Annotated in this window: 19 protein-coding genes; 18 read left to right on the forward strand and 1 reads right to left on the reverse strand. The window is 34.2% G+C overall.

Annotated elements, in window-relative coordinates:
* The first annotated feature begins 4 nt into the window (after positions 1-4).
* The 18 genes from ACM39_RS15830 (at position 5) to ACM39_RS15915 (ending at position 13,402) form a co-directional block, all read left to right on the forward strand.
* Positions 5-448 (forward strand): ABC transporter permease, encoded by a 444-nt coding sequence (locus tag ACM39_RS15830; protein ID WP_048512023.1) that lies wholly within the window; start codon positions 5-7, stop codon positions 446-448.
* Entirely contained in the window at positions 445-849 is a 405-nt protein-coding gene (locus tag ACM39_RS15835; RefSeq protein ID WP_048512024.1) for a hypothetical protein, read from the forward strand. The genes ACM39_RS15830 and ACM39_RS15835 overlap by 4 nt, the downstream gene beginning before the upstream one ends.
* A 77-nt stretch (positions 850-926) precedes the next feature.
* Positions 927-1,922, forward strand: a complete 996-nt coding sequence (locus ACM39_RS15840; RefSeq protein ID WP_048512025.1) for a BtrH N-terminal domain-containing protein — start codon at positions 927-929, stop codon at positions 1,920-1,922.
* A 2-nt stretch (positions 1,923-1,924) separates the two neighbouring features.
* On the forward strand, positions 1,925-2,680 hold the full coding sequence (locus ACM39_RS15845; protein ID WP_048512026.1) for an ABC transporter ATP-binding protein: 756 nt from the start codon (positions 1,925-1,927) through the stop codon (positions 2,678-2,680).
* A complete protein-coding gene (locus tag ACM39_RS15850; RefSeq protein WP_048512027.1) occupies positions 2,667-3,938 on the forward strand; it encodes an ABC transporter permease in 1,272 nt (423 codons plus the stop codon). Before ACM39_RS15845 ends, ACM39_RS15850 begins: the two co-directional genes overlap by 14 nt.
* Positions 3,928-4,353 carry an acyl-CoA thioesterase gene (locus ACM39_RS15855; protein WP_048512028.1) on the forward strand — a complete coding sequence of 142 codons (426 nt, stop codon included), beginning with the start codon at positions 3,928-3,930 and terminating at the stop codon, positions 4,351-4,353. Before ACM39_RS15850 ends, ACM39_RS15855 begins: the two co-directional genes overlap by 11 nt.
* Complete coding sequence (locus tag ACM39_RS15860) at positions 4,353-5,486, forward strand: beta-ketoacyl synthase N-terminal-like domain-containing protein (protein ID WP_048512029.1); 1,134 nt, start codon at positions 4,353-4,355, stop codon at positions 5,484-5,486. Before ACM39_RS15855 ends, ACM39_RS15860 begins: the two co-directional genes overlap by 1 nt.
* 10 nt (positions 5,487-5,496) lie before the next feature.
* Positions 5,497-6,036, forward strand: a complete 540-nt coding sequence (locus tag ACM39_RS15865; protein ID WP_117590753.1) for a 3-oxoacyl-ACP synthase — start codon at positions 5,497-5,499, stop codon at positions 6,034-6,036.
* A 94-nt stretch (positions 6,037-6,130) separates the two neighbouring features.
* Positions 6,131-6,388 (forward strand): phosphopantetheine-binding protein, encoded by a 258-nt coding sequence (locus ACM39_RS15870; protein ID WP_048512030.1) that lies wholly within the window; start codon positions 6,131-6,133, stop codon positions 6,386-6,388.
* Between the two features lie 84 nt (positions 6,389-6,472).
* Positions 6,473-7,672 (forward strand): beta-ketoacyl-[acyl-carrier-protein] synthase family protein, encoded by a 1,200-nt coding sequence (locus tag ACM39_RS15875; protein WP_048512031.1) that lies wholly within the window; start codon positions 6,473-6,475, stop codon positions 7,670-7,672.
* The gene (locus ACM39_RS15880; RefSeq protein ID WP_048512032.1) at positions 7,669-8,730 is read left to right on the forward strand and encodes a beta-ketoacyl synthase N-terminal-like domain-containing protein; all 1,062 of its coding nucleotides are present in this window, start codon (positions 7,669-7,671) and stop codon (positions 8,728-8,730) included. Before ACM39_RS15875 ends, ACM39_RS15880 begins: the two co-directional genes overlap by 4 nt.
* Before the next feature lie 49 nt (positions 8,731-8,779).
* On the forward strand, positions 8,780-9,535 hold the full coding sequence (locus ACM39_RS15885; RefSeq protein ID WP_053073340.1) for a polysaccharide deacetylase family protein: 756 nt from the start codon (positions 8,780-8,782) through the stop codon (positions 9,533-9,535).
* On the forward strand, positions 9,528-10,154 hold the full coding sequence (locus ACM39_RS15890; protein ID WP_048512114.1) for a LolA family protein: 627 nt from the start codon (positions 9,528-9,530) through the stop codon (positions 10,152-10,154). Before ACM39_RS15885 ends, ACM39_RS15890 begins: the two co-directional genes overlap by 8 nt.
* Entirely contained in the window at positions 10,120-10,755 is a 636-nt protein-coding gene (locus tag ACM39_RS15895) for a hypothetical protein (protein ID WP_048512033.1), read from the forward strand. The genes ACM39_RS15890 and ACM39_RS15895 overlap by 35 nt, the downstream gene beginning before the upstream one ends.
* A gap of 7 nt (positions 10,756-10,762) precedes the next feature.
* Positions 10,763-11,368, forward strand: coding sequence for a porin family protein (locus tag ACM39_RS15900; protein WP_048512034.1), 606 nt, complete (start codon positions 10,763-10,765; stop codon positions 11,366-11,368).
* Between the two features lie 3 nt (positions 11,369-11,371).
* On the forward strand, positions 11,372-11,752 hold the full coding sequence (locus ACM39_RS15905; RefSeq protein ID WP_082140624.1) for a 3-hydroxyacyl-ACP dehydratase: 381 nt from the start codon (positions 11,372-11,374) through the stop codon (positions 11,750-11,752).
* Positions 11,749-12,225 carry a hypothetical protein gene (locus ACM39_RS15910; RefSeq protein WP_048512035.1) on the forward strand — a complete coding sequence of 159 codons (477 nt, stop codon included), beginning with the start codon at positions 11,749-11,751 and terminating at the stop codon, positions 12,223-12,225. Before ACM39_RS15905 ends, ACM39_RS15910 begins: the two co-directional genes overlap by 4 nt.
* 4 nt (positions 12,226-12,229) lie before the next feature.
* Complete coding sequence (locus ACM39_RS15915) at positions 12,230-13,402, forward strand: DUF2062 domain-containing protein (RefSeq protein WP_048512036.1); 1,173 nt, start codon at positions 12,230-12,232, stop codon at positions 13,400-13,402.
* Between the two features lie 176 nt (positions 13,403-13,578).
* On the opposite strand, the gene ACM39_RS15920 is transcribed toward ACM39_RS15915, so the two are convergent.
* Positions 13,579-15,234: an acyl-CoA--6-aminopenicillanic acid acyl-transferase gene (locus tag ACM39_RS15920; RefSeq protein ID WP_048512116.1), complete on the reverse strand. Its 1,656-nt coding sequence runs from the start codon at positions 15,232-15,234 to the stop codon at positions 13,579-13,581.
* Between the last annotated feature and the right edge of the window lie 45 nt (positions 15,235-15,279).

A 15,279-nucleotide genomic window follows, 5' to 3' on the forward strand; every position in this document is an offset into this window, starting at 1 on the left:
TTTAATGGAAATCAAGGAAGAGAACCTTATCAATATACACAATTTTCTTCCGCATCGCGAGCCGATGCTGATGGCAGATTATATTCTGGAATTGACCAAAGAAAAAGTTATCACTTCCTTTGAAATTTTACAGGATAATATCTTTGTTCATAATAATGAATTTGTAGAAGCCGGTTTGATTGAAAATTTAGCACAAACCTGTTCTTCAATTTTAGGACAAAGCTTTTTTCAAGACCCGGACACGGATACAAAAGTGATTGGCTTCATAACCAATATCAAAAAAATTGAAATTTTCACATTGCCGAAAGTGGGCGATAAAATCATTTCGAAAGCATCATTGATTTCCCAATTTGAAAATATCTGCAATATCTTTTGTGAAACCTTTAATCATGATGAATTATTAATAAGAGCTGAAATTAATTTGTTTATTCAAGAAATAAAGCCATGAAAAAACAAAACCTGCCTCAAGACGAAAGTAATCTGAAATCAGCAAACATGACCGAGGTGTTGTATGTCACAGATGAAAACGATAATTATACAACCGCAAGAAGCATTGGTTGGGATATTAAAAAAGCAGCTTTAGATGAATCTTTAGCTTTAATTAACGAAAGAATTGAAGAAGCAAAACAAAATGTTGCCAATCATATTGTAAGTCCAATCATTTATTTCATGGAACTGAATAAAATGGATGTACAAGTGCTTGCTGCTTACGTCGGAATGTGGCAATGGCGCGTCAAAAGACACACAAAACCAAAAATATTTAAAACACTAAGCGAATCCGTACTGAAAAAATATGCCGATGCCTTCGGAATTTCAGTGGATGAATTAAAAAATTTCAACGGAAAATAGAATTTCCGGATAAAAAGATAAAAGCTAAATGAAATGAAAATTCCACTTGGCTTTTTGAAAAAATTAACAAACTATAAATGAAACTTAATTTTGAACACCATCAGACTGCGCATTGCGAAAACGGTGTTGCCTCTAATTTATTATTAAACAAAGGGTTGAAACTCAGCGAACCCATGATTTTTGGAATCGGTTCCGGATTGTTCTTTGTGTATCTGCCTTTTTTAAAAGTAAATTTTGCTCCCGGTTTTAGTTATCGTCCGATGCCGGGTGCTATTTTCAGTAAGGCAGCAAAAAGATTGGGAATTAAAATTAAAAGAGAAAAATTTTCAAATCCTGCTGATGCTCAAAAAGCATTAGAACGAAATTTAAATCAAAATATACCAACAGGTTTACAGGTCGGCGTTTTCAACCTTACTTATTTTCCTGAAGAATATAAATTCCACTTCAACGCCCACAATTTGGTCGTTTATGGCAAAGAAAACGGAAGATTTTTAATCAGTGATCCTGTAATGGACTACCCCACTTCTCTTTCCGAAGCTGAACTGGAAAAAGTAAGATATGCCAAAGGCGCACTTCCGCCAAAAGGTCATATGTACTACCCTATTTATATTCCTGAAAACATAAATCTGGAAAATGCTATCAAAAAGGGAATCAGAGACACTTGTAAAAATATGTTGGCTCCTGTTCCTCTTGTTGGGGTAAAAGCAATAAGATGGGTCGCAAAAAGCATCCCGAAATGGGCTGAAAAAAAAGGCACAAAAGTGACCAACCACTATCTTGGACAATTAATCAGAATGCAGGAGGAAATCGGAACCGGCGGTGGCGGTTTCAGGTTTATCTATGGTGCATTTTTACAGGAAGCTGCAGTAATTCTTAAAAATGACCAGCTAAAAGAGTTGTCTAAAGAAATCACCACTATCGGAGACCTTTGGAGAGATTTTGCAGTGGATATTGCAAGGGTTTACAAAAACAGGAATTCAAAAAGCGATATTTACAACCAGCTTTCAAAAACGATGCTTCATATTGCAGATTTGGAAGAAGCTTTCTATAAAAAACTGAGAAAAGCTATCTAATCATGGCGAATATTATTGAAATCAAAAATTTATATAAAAAATATAAAAATGCAGAAGAGTTTTCTGTAAATGATATCTCATTGAATATTGAGAAGAATGAAATCTACGGAATTCTCGGGCCCAACGGAGCAGGAAAAACAACTTTGATATCCATGCTTTCCGGCTTAGTTAAACCAACTTCCGGAAACTTTAAAATCAACGGATTATCACCACAAAAAGACGGTTTTAAATTAAGACAAATCATCGGAATCGTTCCGCAGGAATATGCATTGTATCCGACATTAACGGCAAGAGAAAACTTAATGTTCTTCGGAAGTCTCTACGGCTTAAGCCACAAAAAATTAAGAAGTGCTATTAATGAAGCCCTAGAAATTATGGGTTTGTCAAAATTTGCCGATAAAAAAGTTGAGCAATTTTCGGGAGGAATGAAGCGTCGCTGCAATCTTATCGCAGGAACGCTGCACAATCCTAAGGTTTTGTTTTTGGACGAGCCAACTGTGGGTGTAGATGTTCAGTCAAAAAAAGTAATCATCGACTTCTTGCAGGACTTAAACAAAAATGGGACGTGCATCATCTACACTTCGCATCACCTTTCAGAGGCGGAAGAATTTTGTACTAAAATTGCGATTATCGACAGAGGGAAAATCCACGCAGTCGGAACACCTGAAGAATTGGTAAACAGAGTGGCAAGTGCCGAAAATCTAGAAGATGTTTTTATTTCATTAACCGGAAAAGAATTAAGAGATGTTGTTGTATAAATTGTGGAGAAGCTTCGTTAAAGAAATCCTTTTACTGAAAAGAGATATCGGAGGAATTGTCATTATTTTTGTGATGCCTTTGTTGCTGATTGTAACCATTACATTGATTCAGGATTCTACTTTCAAAAACCTGGAAGGTTCAAAAATCCCTATCATTTTCATTGATAATGATAAGTCCGAAGTTTCCAAAAATATAAAACTGGAACTGGAAAACAGCAAAACATTTCAGCTTTTGACCAATTATAATGAAAAATCTGCTCAGGATGTGGTTTTCTCAGGTGATTATCAAATGGCGATTGTCATTCCTGAAAATTTAACGAAAGATTTAAATTCCAATATCGATTCCAAAGTTCAGGCAATTGTAAGTTCGTTTGGTTTGGAAGAAAATTCAGACCAAAAAGTTCAGGTTCCGGGCGTGAAAGCAAAAGAGATTCATTTATATTTTGATCCTGCAACCAATGCCGGATTCAAAAATTCCGTGATGAATTCCGTGAATAAAATGGTCTTTGAAATTGAGAATAAAAAGATTTACAAGGCTTTCCAGGACCAGCTGGGAACGACAGAAAATCTTGAGGAAAATAAAAATTTAATCAGCTTTAAAGAAATCACCCCGAAAAAAGGAGAAATGGAAGCGATTCCGAATTCCGTTCAACACAATGTTCCGGCTTGGGCACTGTTTGCAATTTTCTTTATTGTTGTCCCTTTGTCGATTAATCTGGTTAAAGAAAAAAGCCAGGGAACGAGCGTAAGGGTAAGAGTGAGCCCTACTCCGTATTACATTCACATTTTAGGAAAAACTTTTACTTATCTTATCATCTGTGTCATTCAGTTTTTATTGATGGTTGCTGTAGGAATTTACCTTTTTCCTTATATGGATTTACCGCAGTTTGATGTCACAGGGAAAATGTTCCAGCTTATTGTGGTAACTTTATTTTCAGGATTGGCGGCGATTGGGTTCGGAGTATTATTGGGAACCATTGCCGATACACAGGAACAGTCTGCGCCGTTTGGAGCAACTTCTGTTGTAGTTTTGGCCGCAATTGGAGGAATCTGGGTTCCTGTGTTTTTAATGCCTGACTTCATGCAGTCTGTTGCCAAATTCTCTCCAATGAATTGGGGACTGAATGCTTATTATGACATTATTTTAAGAAACAGCGGAATCGGAGGAATTGCCAAAGAATTGTCTTTCTTATTTTTATTCTATATTACAATGGTCGGAATTTCATTAATTTACGAAAGAAAACAGAATGCAGTCTAAAGAAAATATATTAAGCTGTACGGAAGAGGCCCGGGTAAGATTCAGCGAAACAGACCCTTTGGGAATTGTGTGGCACGGGCATTACATCGTTTATTTTGAAGACGGCAGGGAGGCTTTCGGAAGACAGCACGGTTTGACTTATCTCGATATCCAAAAAGCCGGATTTGTAACACCTATTGTAAAAAGTACGTGTGAACATTTTCTTCCATTGAAGTATGGAGAAACATTCAAGATTATAACGACTTTCGTAAATTCAACTTCAGCGAAATTAATTTACCGATACGAGCTCTTTAATGAGCAAAATAAACTGGTCTGTACAGGAGAAACCATTCAGGTTTTTTTGGATTCAGACAATAATTTATGTTTATATAATCCTGAGTTTTTTCAGGCTTGGAAAGATAAAATGGGATTGTAATGAAGAAAGAAGTTTATATTACAGATTATCATTGTGTCACGCCTTTAGGTTTTGATGTTTCTTCGAATTGGAATGCCCTTTTGGAAGGAAAATCAGGTGTAGCATTACATAAAATCATACAAAATCAGGAATCTTTTTACGTCTCCGTGATAGATTCTGAAAAATTGGAAACCGAGTTTCAAAAAAACTTCGACAATCAGGATTTTACAAGACTTGAAAAAATGTTTTTGTTAAGTTTAAAACCTTTGGTTGAAAGACATAACATTACAGACGAAACCGCTTTTATTTTATCTACAACAAAAGGGAATATAAGCCTTTTAAAAAATCAGACAACTTTACCGGAAGGCGTTTTTCTTTCAAGATTAGCTCAAAAGATTGCTGATTTTTTTGGATTTAAAAGTAAGCCAATAGTAATTTCAAATGCCTGTGTATCCGGAGTAATGGGGATTGCGGTTGCGAAAAATATGATTCAGGCTGGAAAATATAAGGATGCTTTTGTGATTGCCGGGGATGAGGTTTCAGAATTTGTAATTTCAGGATTCAACTCTTTCCAGGCAATCGGAACGGAAATCTGCAAACCTTACGACAAAAGCCGTGACGGAATCAATCTCGGTGAAGCGGCAGCGGCAGCTTATATCACTTCAGAATTAAATCAAAACGAGAAATTTAGTTTTAAAATATTGGGAGATTCTGCTATTAATGATGCCAACCACATTTCCGGACCTTCAAGAACCGGTGACGGATTATTTGCCAGCATCCAAAATGCCATGACAGAAGCTCAAGTTTCAGCAGAAAAAATTGATTTTATTTCCGCACACGGGACAGCCACGATATATAATGACGAAATGGAAGCCGTTGCTTTCAACAGAATGAAATTACAAGATGTTCCTTTAAACAGTATGAAAGGCTATTACGGGCATTGTTTGGGCGCATCAGGACTTTTGGAAAGCATTATTTCTATGGAAAGCGCAAGAAATAATACTTTAATTCCATCTAAAAATTTTGAAGAGACGGGAACTTCCCAATCTTTGAATATTATTAAAGAGAACCAACCGGCAGAAATCAGATATATTTTGAAAACAGCTTCGGGTTTTGGCGGGTGTAATGCAGCTATTGTTCTGGAAAAATGTTAAAATGAAAACGATGAAAAAAACTGGCATTTGCACCATAGAAAATTCAAAAATCATTCTCAACAACGATATTATTTTTGAAACCCAAACTGAAAATTTTTCAGATTTCGCAAAAGAAGCTTATAAAAGTTTAGAACTGAACTATCCGAAATTTCACAAAATGGATAACTTGAGCAAACTGACTTTTCTTGCTTCTGAAATGATTTTAAAAAACGAAGACCACAGCAGAACAGCATTGGTTTTTGCCAATAAATCATCAAGTTTAGACACTGATTTTAAATACCAGGAAAGCATCAATTCCCAGGAAAATTATTTTCCTAGTCCTGCGGTTTTTGTATATACTTTACCGAATATTTGTGTAGGTGAAATCAGTATCAGGCACAAAATGCAGACAGAAAATGCTTTTTTTGTCTTGGATGAATTTGATGAAAAATTTTTAAATGACTATTCAAAACAGATTTTAGATTCCGGAAAAGCAGATAAAGTATTGTGCGGATGGGTAGAACTCTATCAGGAAAGTTATAATGCTTTCGTATATTTGCTGACTACGTAATGTAACAAATTAATAATATAACAATGTAGCCATGTTTTGCAGTAATCCATTGGTAAATTGGTAAACTACTACATAGTACATTAAAATAATTTTTATGGAAAACTTAAGAGAAGAATTAAAGCACAAAATCATTGAAGTACTTAATCTTGAAGATGTTGCAATAGAAGAAATCAAAGATACAGACCCACTATTCGGAGGAGGTCTTGGATTGGATTCTATTGACGCTCTTGAATTAATCGTTCTTCTTGATAAAGAATATGGAATCAAATTATCTGACCCTAAAAAAGGGAAGGAAATCTTCCAGTCTATTGAAGTAATGGCGAAATTCATTGAAGAAAACAGAACGAAATAAGTTAATATACCAATGTATCAATATAACAGTCTAGCAATTATTGGTAAACTGTTATATTGATATATTGCTACATTTTGTATAAAAATGAGTCAAAAAATTGCCATAACAGGAATGGGTATCATTTCCTCCATAGGAAACAATGTGGAGGAAAATTTCATATCGTTAAAATCCGGGAAACATGGGATTTCAGACATTCGGTTGTTTGAAACGCGTCATGCCGGAAATATTAAAATTGGCGAGATAAAATTGTCTAATGAAGAATTGGTGCAAAAGCTTCAGCTGAAGGAAGACAATAATGCCACGAGAACCTCTTTATTAGGTATGGTTGCCGCAAAAGAAGCGGTAGAAAGTGCCGGAATTTTGAATATTAATGAGTATAAAACAGGGCTGATTTCCTCAACCAGCGTTGGCGGAATGGACATCACCGAAAAATATTTCTACACGTATGAAGACCTTCCTGAAAAGCAAAAATATATTGACTCTCACGATGCGGGAAATTCATCATTGCTGATTGCGGATTATCTTGGCTTAAAAGGCATGGTTTCTACCATAAGTACAGCTTGCTCGTCTGCTGCCAATGCCATTATGATGGGTGCAAAACTCATTAAAAACGGAGTTCTTGACCGGGTAATTGTTGGCGGAACAGATTCTCTTTCAAAATTTACATTGAATGGGTTCAATACCTTGATGATTCTTACGGATTCTTACAACACGCCTTTCGATAACGACAGAAAGGGTCTGAACCTTGGTGAAGCTGCTGCTTTTTTAGTTTTAGAATCTGATGAAATCGTGAAAAAAGAAAACAAAAAAGTATTGGGCTATCTTTCAGGTTATGGGAATGCCAATGATGCACACCATCAAACCGCCTCTTCAGAAAACGGGCAAGGAGCGTTTCTGGCCATGGAAAAAGCGTTGAAAGTCTTTGGCTTAAACAAAGAAAGTATTGATTACATCAACGTTCACGGGACAGCAACCCCAAATAACGATTTATCTGAGGGAATTGCAATGCTTAGAATTTTTGGGGAAAATAATGTCCCGGAATTCAGTTCTACAAAAGCGTTTACAGGTCATACTCTCGCTGCGGCTGCGGGAATTGAAGCAGTTTATTCCTTGTTGGCAATTAACAATAATGTCATTTTCCCGAATCTGAATTTTAAAACAAAGATGGGAGAATTTGATTTGACACCCGTGACTGAACTCAAAGAGAAAAACATCAACCACGTTCTTTCCAATTCGTTTGGTTTTGGAGGAAACTGTTCAACCTTAATCTTCTCAAAATCATGAGTGCAGTTTACATCAACAGTGCAGCCTGCATCTCAGTTCAGGACACTTTAAATGAAAATTTTTTCCAAAATTTAATGCCTGAAAATTCAGCTCAGGTTTTAAAAGCTATTGAACCTAATTACAAAGAATTCATACCTCCTGCAATGATTAGGAGGATGTCTAAAACGGTAAAAATGAGCTCAGTAGCCTCAAAATATGCTTTGAAAGAAGCAGGAATTGAAAATCCCGATGCCATTATCGTTGGAACAGGAATGGGCTGTTCGCAGGATTCTGAAAAATTTTTAAAGAATGTGATTGATAATAATGAAGAGTTTCTGACTCCGACTTATTTCATCCAATCCACTCATAATACAGTCGCAGGGCAAATCGCTCTCGGATTACAGTGCCACGCTTACAATTTTACGTATGTAAACACTTCTTCTTCTCTGGAATTTTCTTTTTTGGATGCCAAACTTCAGATTAATGATGGTGAGGCGGAAAACGTTTTAGTTGGTTCAACAGATGAGCAGACCGACAGAACAATGGAATTGTACAAATTAAACAATACCATTAAAAAAGAAGAAAATTTTCCTGTTGATTATTTAAAATCGAAAACTGATGGTGTAATTTGGGGTGAAGGTGCGAGCTTTTTTGTTTTAGGAAAAGACAAAACAGAAAGTTCTTATGCTCAATTAAAAGATATCCAAATTATTAACAATTTAGAATTAAGCGAAACACAACAATTTATTGAAGATTTTTTAACCAAAAATAACTTAACTACCCGTGACATTGATGCTGTTATGTTGGGCTTCAGCGGAGATGCGAAATCTGATGTTTATTATGCCAATGCAATGGATTATTTTTCAAATTCTGCTTTTTTGTATTATAAACATTTGAGTGGAGAGTTCAATACCGCAAGTGGTTTTTCAACATTTTTAGCTTGCCACATCCTTAAAAATCAAGAGATTCCGGAAGTGATGATGATTAATATCGTGAAAAAAGAAGAGATTAAGAGTATTCTTTTGTATAATCATCTTGGAGGACATGACCATAGTTTGGTTTTACTGGAAAGAATATAGATAAAACCATATAGACTTTGATGTGAAATAATACATTCTAAAATAAGAAATGAAGCACTACCCATTTATACTGTTTTATCTTTTCTGTAACGTTTTTATTTATGCGTTTCATGGAACTTTTTGGGTGTATCTGTTTTGTTTTTTTACTTTTTCTGCGGTTGTTGTTTGGGGTTCTTTTGATATTACGTTAGGATATTTTGTCAACAGCATTACTCATAAAAGAACGAAAATCAAAGAAGTGGCCTTGACTTTTGATGATGGTCCCACTGAGTTTACTCCAAAATTTTTAGATTTATTAAAAGAAAATAATGTGAAAGCAACGTTTTTCTGCATCGGAAAACAGATTGAGAAATATCCTGAAACTTTTCAGCGAATTATTGCAGAAGGCCACACGGTTGGAAATCATACCTTTTCACATTCTAATGCCACCGGATTTTTATCATCCTCAAAAATGGTTGATGAAATTGAAAAATGTGATGAAGTAATGGCAAAAGTTGGAAATATCAAAACCAATTTATATCGCCCTCCTTTTGGTGTCACCAATCCTAATATTGCAAAAGCGATAAAAAAAACCCGTAAAAAAAGCATCGGCTGGAATGTCCGTTCCTTAGATACCATTACAGACGATGAGAAAAAAATATACCGAAAAGTGACAAAAGGGTTAAAAAAAGGAAGCATTATTCTTCTTCACGATACTTCGGAGAAAACGTACAATGTTTTGGTAGATTTATTGTTATTTTTGAAAGATAAAAAATACTCAGCTTTTACAGTTGATACCATTATTAAAAATCAAAAAAATGATTAAAAATATGGCGCTCGGAGCGTTTTTATTAGTTTCAAGCTTCTTTTTTGCACAAAATACAGCAATGTCAGGAACGGAAGCAAAGGCATTCGTGGCTAAAGTTTCATCTGAAACAAAAGAAATAAAAACCTTACAGGCTGATTTTACTCAAACCAAAAAGATGGATTTTTTGGATAAGAATATCGTGACTTACGGAAAAATGTCTTTGAAATCTCCCAATATGCTGAGCTGGAAATATACAAAACCTTATCAGTACAGTATTATTTTCAAGGATAATAAAATCTTTATCAACGACCAGGGGAAAAAATCCTCTGTAGATGCAAAGAGCAAAACCTTTGAGAAAATCAATAAACTGATTGTCGGAAGTTCCAACGGACAGATGTTCAGTGACCCGGAATTTACGGTGAGTTATTTAAAAAACGCGAATTTCAATATCGCAAAATTCACTCCGAAATCTGCTCAATTATTGAAATACATCAAACAAATCGAATTGCAGTTCCCGAAAAACGAATCAACCGTTTCCCAGGTCAATATGACAGAGGCTTCCGGAGATACAACGAATATTGTTTTCAAAAATACAAAGATCAATGCGCCGATTTCTGCTTCAGAGTTTTCTTTATAGCCTGATTTTCCTGCTGCTTGTTTCGTGCAAAACATATAAATTAACAGACGTAACATCAATTCCGGCTTCTGAAAAAACGGTTAGAAACCTATATTTCTCGTCAAATGAAGATTATGTTTATAAATGTCAGATGGATATTTATAAAAATCATGTAAGCGGAATTTTAATTATTAAGAAACTCAACGAAACGACACACCGCGTTGCGATGACTTCTGATTTTGGGAATAAATTAATTGATTTTGAAATTTCAGAGAATAATTTTAAAGTCAATTATGTTTTTCCGGATTTAGATAAAAAAATTGTCATCAATTTTCTAAAGAATGATTTTCAGAGGCTTTTAAAAAGAGAATATCCTGTAACAAAAAGTTTTGAAAACGGAAATTCTAAAATTTATTTTTCAAAAATCGATAAAAAAGCTTATTATTTATTCTTTAACAAAGAAAATGGTTTATTACATCAAATTATTTATACGAAAAACAATAAGGAAAAAATCGATTTTACTTTTGATGCGAAAAAACATATCTTCGCGGATAGTTTAAATCTTCAACACAAAGATTTCAACATTAACATAAAACTATTTCAAATAACCGAAACTGAATAAATTAACCATGAAAAAACTATCATTATTATTCATACTGCTGATTTCAGGCTTATCTTTTGCACAGGTAACTTTTAATCCGGGAATCCGGGCAGGTGCCAATTTCTCACATTTTACAAATAACGAAAATTATACCTATTATTGGGCGGATGATTTGTATTACCCGGAAGCTAATGTCAACATGGATTTTAAAACCAAAACTGATTTTTATATCGGGCTATTTGGAAATATTCGTTTTGCAAAATTTTATGCTTTACAGCCGGAAATTAATTATTCAAGGCAGGGAACAAAACTGGATACCAATGTGAATAACTGGAACGGACAGACTCTTACGGCAACTTATCTTGGAATTCAATTAGTTAATAAATTTTATTTCAACAAATTCAATATTCATTTTGGCCCAACATTAGATTTCTTGGTAGAACATAAAAATTTCGATACCGAAAATGAAGTTGATTTAGGTTTAACTGCGGGTTTAGGATACGATATCACAAAAAACTTCGGTGTTGAGGCAAGAGTAAAAAAAGGTTTTATCCCTGTGTATTACTTCAACGACAATCACTCAAATGTTACTTTCCAAGCGGGGGTTTATTATACATTTAACATGAAAAAATAATTTATGCAGACTATTCTTACAGACTTTTATACTTTAAAATCATACGAAAAAGCTGAAAACGGAAATTTTATTGCGGCTATCAGTTTAAACAGAGATCATGATATTTTTAAGGGACATTTTCCCGGAAATCCTGTGACTCCCGGAGTTTGTATGATGCAGATTGTAAAAGAACTTACTGAAGAATTTACAGGTAAAAAATTATTCTTAAAAACCGCTTCCAATGTGAAATTCATGGCGATTATCAATCCTTTTGAAACACCTGATTTGAAACTTCAGTTGGATATTACAGAAAGTGAAGAAGATGTAAAAGTAAAGAATATAACTTCTTTTGGCGAGACAATTGCATTAAAAATGTCAGTAAACTATAAAAAGTTGACATCATGAAACTTATCTTATCATTCTTAGCTGCTTTTACTATTTTTTTTCAGTCTGGTCTTGAAGCATTAAGAGATAGTTATGAAAAGGCCAATGCTTCTAATGCAAACACAGAATCTTTCATTAATATAGCAGAAAAAACATCTGGTTCCGATGCTGTGACACAAGGTTACAAAGCTGCAGCCCAGATCATGGAAGCAAAGATTTCAAAAGCGAACAGAAAAGCACTTGTAAAATCCGGAGCAACAAGTCTGGAGAGTATTATTCAATCTCATCCTTCGAATATAGAGCTAAGATTAATAAGATTGAGCGTTCAGGAAAATATTCCTAAAATTGTAGGATACAGAGGAAACCTTAAAGATGATAAAGTTTTTATCCTGAATAATTATGCCAGGCAAAATGCCACGTTAAAAAATTACATTAAACGATTTGCAGCTCAGTCTAAAACTATTACGGCAGAAGAACGAGCAACATTAAAATAAAACAATGATCCTTTCCGAAGTACAAAATGCAATTTCCGAAAAGAAAATCTGCGTTTTAATACCTACTTACAACAACGAGAAAACTCTGAAAAGAGTGATTGACGGTGTTTTAGATTATACTGAAAATATTATCGTTATTAATGATGGCTCAACCGATTCAACTCTGAAAATCTTAATTAATTATTCTCAAATCACAGTAATTAATTTGCCTGAGAATAAAGGAAAAGGAAATGGATTGAAAACAGGTTTCAGAAAGGCAAAAGAACTGGGTTATAACTATGCTATAACAATTGATTCTGACGGACAGCACTATCCCGATGACATACCTGTTTTTGTGGAAGCTTTACTGAACGGAAAGGAGGACGTTTTATTAATCGGGAACAGAAATATGTCACAAGACGGGATTCCGAAAAAAAGTAGTTTTGGAAACCACTTTTCTAATTTCTGGTTTTGGTTTGAAACAGGAATCAAACTTGAGGACACGCAATCCGGTTACAGATTGTATCCTTTACACAAAATTCCTAAAAAATATTTTACCCCAAAATTCGAGTTTGAGATTGAAATCATTGTAAGAACAGCATGGAGACATATTCCCGTAAAGAATGTCCCTATAAAAGTTTTATATGATCCCCTGGAAAGAGTTTCGCATTTCAGACCTTTCAAAGATTTTACGAGGATTAGTATTCTTAATACAATTTTAGTAACAATTACCCTATTCTATATTATTCCGAGAAACTTTCTGAATAATTTCAAAAAAAAAAGCTTTAAAAAGTTCTTAAAAGAAGACGTTCTGGAAAGTGACGGAACCAATCGTACAAAAGCATTTTCCATTGCTCTTGGTGTTTTCATCGGGTTCTCTCCATTTTGGGGGTTTCATACTTTACTTGTGATTTCTCTGGCTGTTTTATTTAAACTTAATAAAGTGTTGGCTTTTGTAGCGTCTAATGTGAGTTTACCTCCTTTTATTCCGTTCATTATTGCTGCTTCACTATTTCTGGGAACACCTTTTGTAGCCGGAGACAGTAATATTTTAAGTCAGGATCTGAATTTTGACCTGGTAAAAAACAATTTTCTTCAATACGTAATCGGAAGTGCTATTCTGGCAAGTACAATGTCTGTACTTTCAGGAGTTTCCGCATTCCTTTTTCTCAATAAGCTCAACCCTGAAAATAATTAATCTCACTTTAAATTAAAATGGATTTTATAGCCTTAATATGTATTGTACTTTGGATTTTATTTTACGCTATTGATAAAGAGTATACCAAAAGACGCAGAAAATATTTAATGATAACTTTTATTATTTGTATGATTTTGATATCCTACAAAGCGTATCTCGTATATGCTAATTGATTACTAAATCTTTTTGAGAGTCTTTTTTAAATATTTTTCAATATTTTTTTTATCCGAGACAGTTGTAATTTCTTTAGTTAAAGCTTTTTCAAATTCAGTTTTTGCTTTGTAATATTCCCTTCTGTTAAAATAATATTTCCCGGTTTGATAATAAACCAGCCAAAAATCAGGATTTAAAGAATGGTAATAATTAATAAAATCTTCTGAAAATATTTTTGTCCTGTCGTTAACTGAATCTTCAATTTGCGAACTTAATATTTTGTATTGTCCGTAATTTTTAAAATCCTGAGAATCAACAAAAGGATCTTTCGCTATATTTAAATCTGACTTTGCAAACTGCCCGCTTTTGAGCCTTTTATCAGAAAAAATTTCATTTAAATCATAACAAACAAACTCCCCCATCTGATAAGGATTTGAAGAAACCCAGACCAGTTTTTTCTGAGGTGAAAAAATTACCGCATGATGTGCTAAAAGCTGATTAATAGCTTTTTCGTTTCCAAAGCCAATCTTCTCACCTTTCAAACCGGATTGATCTCTTAAAATGGAAGCCATTTTCTCAGGATTCAGCTTTTTGTTTTCCTGCAAAAGCTCCTGAAGCTTTTCATAACGATATTCAGAATGGCTTTCTAAAATATGCTTTTGATTTCTTTTATCGTCTTTATAAGCATCAGATTGAAAATGATTGGTACAAAAAATACGACTCGTATTTTCAACTTTGTACACGCCAAAATTGTCCGGAGAAACCTCAATAATCATGGCATTTTTGTCATTTGCGCTTCCTACCAGAATAGATTCTGAAACGAATACTTTCCTCTTTTTGGCAATTGCAATCGCTTCATCTATATTTTTAGCATACTGTAAAATTTCCCGTGTTACCAGAGAAATCGGAGTCTTAGCCGTCAAGGGGATTTTAGATTTTCCGGCATTGATTGTTACTGTAAGACCTTCCTTATTCATCCCTGAAACTACTCCAATCATTCCTGGCCAACTTACAGACAGATAAGGAATTCCGTCTTCCGGTTCTACAAATTCTATTAATTTGTTTTTAGCAAAATCATCTCCTACATAAAAGTCAAAATTCCGTCCGATCAATAGATCTCCATCTTCCGTATTTTCATTCCAGACTGCAAGAGAAGTACAACCAACCATCATTAAATCCTGCATTGCATGGCCGATATCATGAGCCCCATGCAAATACAAACTTCGTAAATATTTGGGTGCTATAAAATCATATTTATCTGATGAATATTGAGCTAATCCGTATAATTCTGCCTGATAATCTTCACGCACATTCAGATACATTTTTCGGTTATACCATTTTAGAAAACCCCGCAATAAATTTTGCTTAAACTTTGAAGGAACGAGACCTTCCACTTTTGAAAAGAAAATTTCTTCTTGTTTTTGCATTAAGTTTTGCGTTAGAGCCCCATTATTGTAGCCTAACTGTAAAGGATTCCCTTTAATATAAAGCTCCCAAAGTTGCTGCTTATTTTTGGATAAATAATTTTGTTTAAAACTAAAAGTTGAGTCATTGATTTTATTGACTTTTGGAACTTCTAATGAATATTGTTTTACATCGGGAATGTGCTTTATTGATTTTCTTATTCCACAAGACGTAAGATTGAGAACTAAAACAATGAAAAATAATAATCTTTTTATATCTTTTTGGCGAAAGAAGAAATCTGTACGTGCTAATTCAGATTT

It is taken from the genome of Chryseobacterium sp. FH2, assembly GCF_001045455.1.
In the GTDB taxonomy this organism is placed as follows: domain Bacteria; phylum Bacteroidota; class Bacteroidia; order Flavobacteriales; family Weeksellaceae; genus Chryseobacterium.

Coding starts and splice junctions, on each gene's coding strand:
- ACM39_RS15835 (WP_048512024.1), top strand. CDS start 445: ATGAAAAAACAAAACCTGCCTCAAGACGAAAGTAATCTGAAATCAGCA.
- ACM39_RS15890 (WP_048512114.1), top strand. CDS start 9,528: ATGATTAAAAATATGGCGCTCGGAGCGTTTTTATTAGTTTCAAGCTTC.
- ACM39_RS15855 (WP_048512028.1), top strand. CDS start 3,928: ATGCAGTCTAAAGAAAATATATTAAGCTGTACGGAAGAGGCCCGGGTA.
- ACM39_RS15870 (WP_048512030.1), top strand. CDS start 6,131: ATGGAAAACTTAAGAGAAGAATTAAAGCACAAAATCATTGAAGTACTT.
- ACM39_RS15845 (WP_048512026.1), top strand. CDS start 1,925: ATGGCGAATATTATTGAAATCAAAAATTTATATAAAAAATATAAAAAT.
- ACM39_RS15880 (WP_048512032.1), top strand. CDS start 7,669: ATGAGTGCAGTTTACATCAACAGTGCAGCCTGCATCTCAGTTCAGGAC.
- ACM39_RS15910 (WP_048512035.1), top strand. CDS start 11,749: ATGAAACTTATCTTATCATTCTTAGCTGCTTTTACTATTTTTTTTCAG.
- ACM39_RS15840 (WP_048512025.1), top strand. CDS start 927: ATGAAACTTAATTTTGAACACCATCAGACTGCGCATTGCGAAAACGGT.
- ACM39_RS15885 (WP_053073340.1), top strand. CDS start 8,780: ATGAAGCACTACCCATTTATACTGTTTTATCTTTTCTGTAACGTTTTT.
- ACM39_RS15830 (WP_048512023.1), top strand. CDS start 5: ATGGAAATCAAGGAAGAGAACCTTATCAATATACACAATTTTCTTCCG.
- ACM39_RS15905 (WP_082140624.1), top strand. CDS start 11,372: ATGCAGACTATTCTTACAGACTTTTATACTTTAAAATCATACGAAAAA.
- ACM39_RS15900 (WP_048512034.1), top strand. CDS start 10,763: ATGAAAAAACTATCATTATTATTCATACTGCTGATTTCAGGCTTATCT.
- ACM39_RS15860 (WP_048512029.1), top strand. CDS start 4,353: ATGAAGAAAGAAGTTTATATTACAGATTATCATTGTGTCACGCCTTTA.
- ACM39_RS15875 (WP_048512031.1), top strand. CDS start 6,473: ATGAGTCAAAAAATTGCCATAACAGGAATGGGTATCATTTCCTCCATA.
- ACM39_RS15865 (WP_117590753.1), top strand. CDS start 5,497: ATGAAAAAAACTGGCATTTGCACCATAGAAAATTCAAAAATCATTCTC.
- ACM39_RS15895 (WP_048512033.1), top strand. CDS start 10,120: ATGCGCCGATTTCTGCTTCAGAGTTTTCTTTATAGCCTGATTTTCCTG.
- ACM39_RS15915 (WP_048512036.1), top strand. CDS start 12,230: ATGATCCTTTCCGAAGTACAAAATGCAATTTCCGAAAAGAAAATCTGC.
- ACM39_RS15850 (WP_048512027.1), top strand. CDS start 2,667: ATGTTGTTGTATAAATTGTGGAGAAGCTTCGTTAAAGAAATCCTTTTA.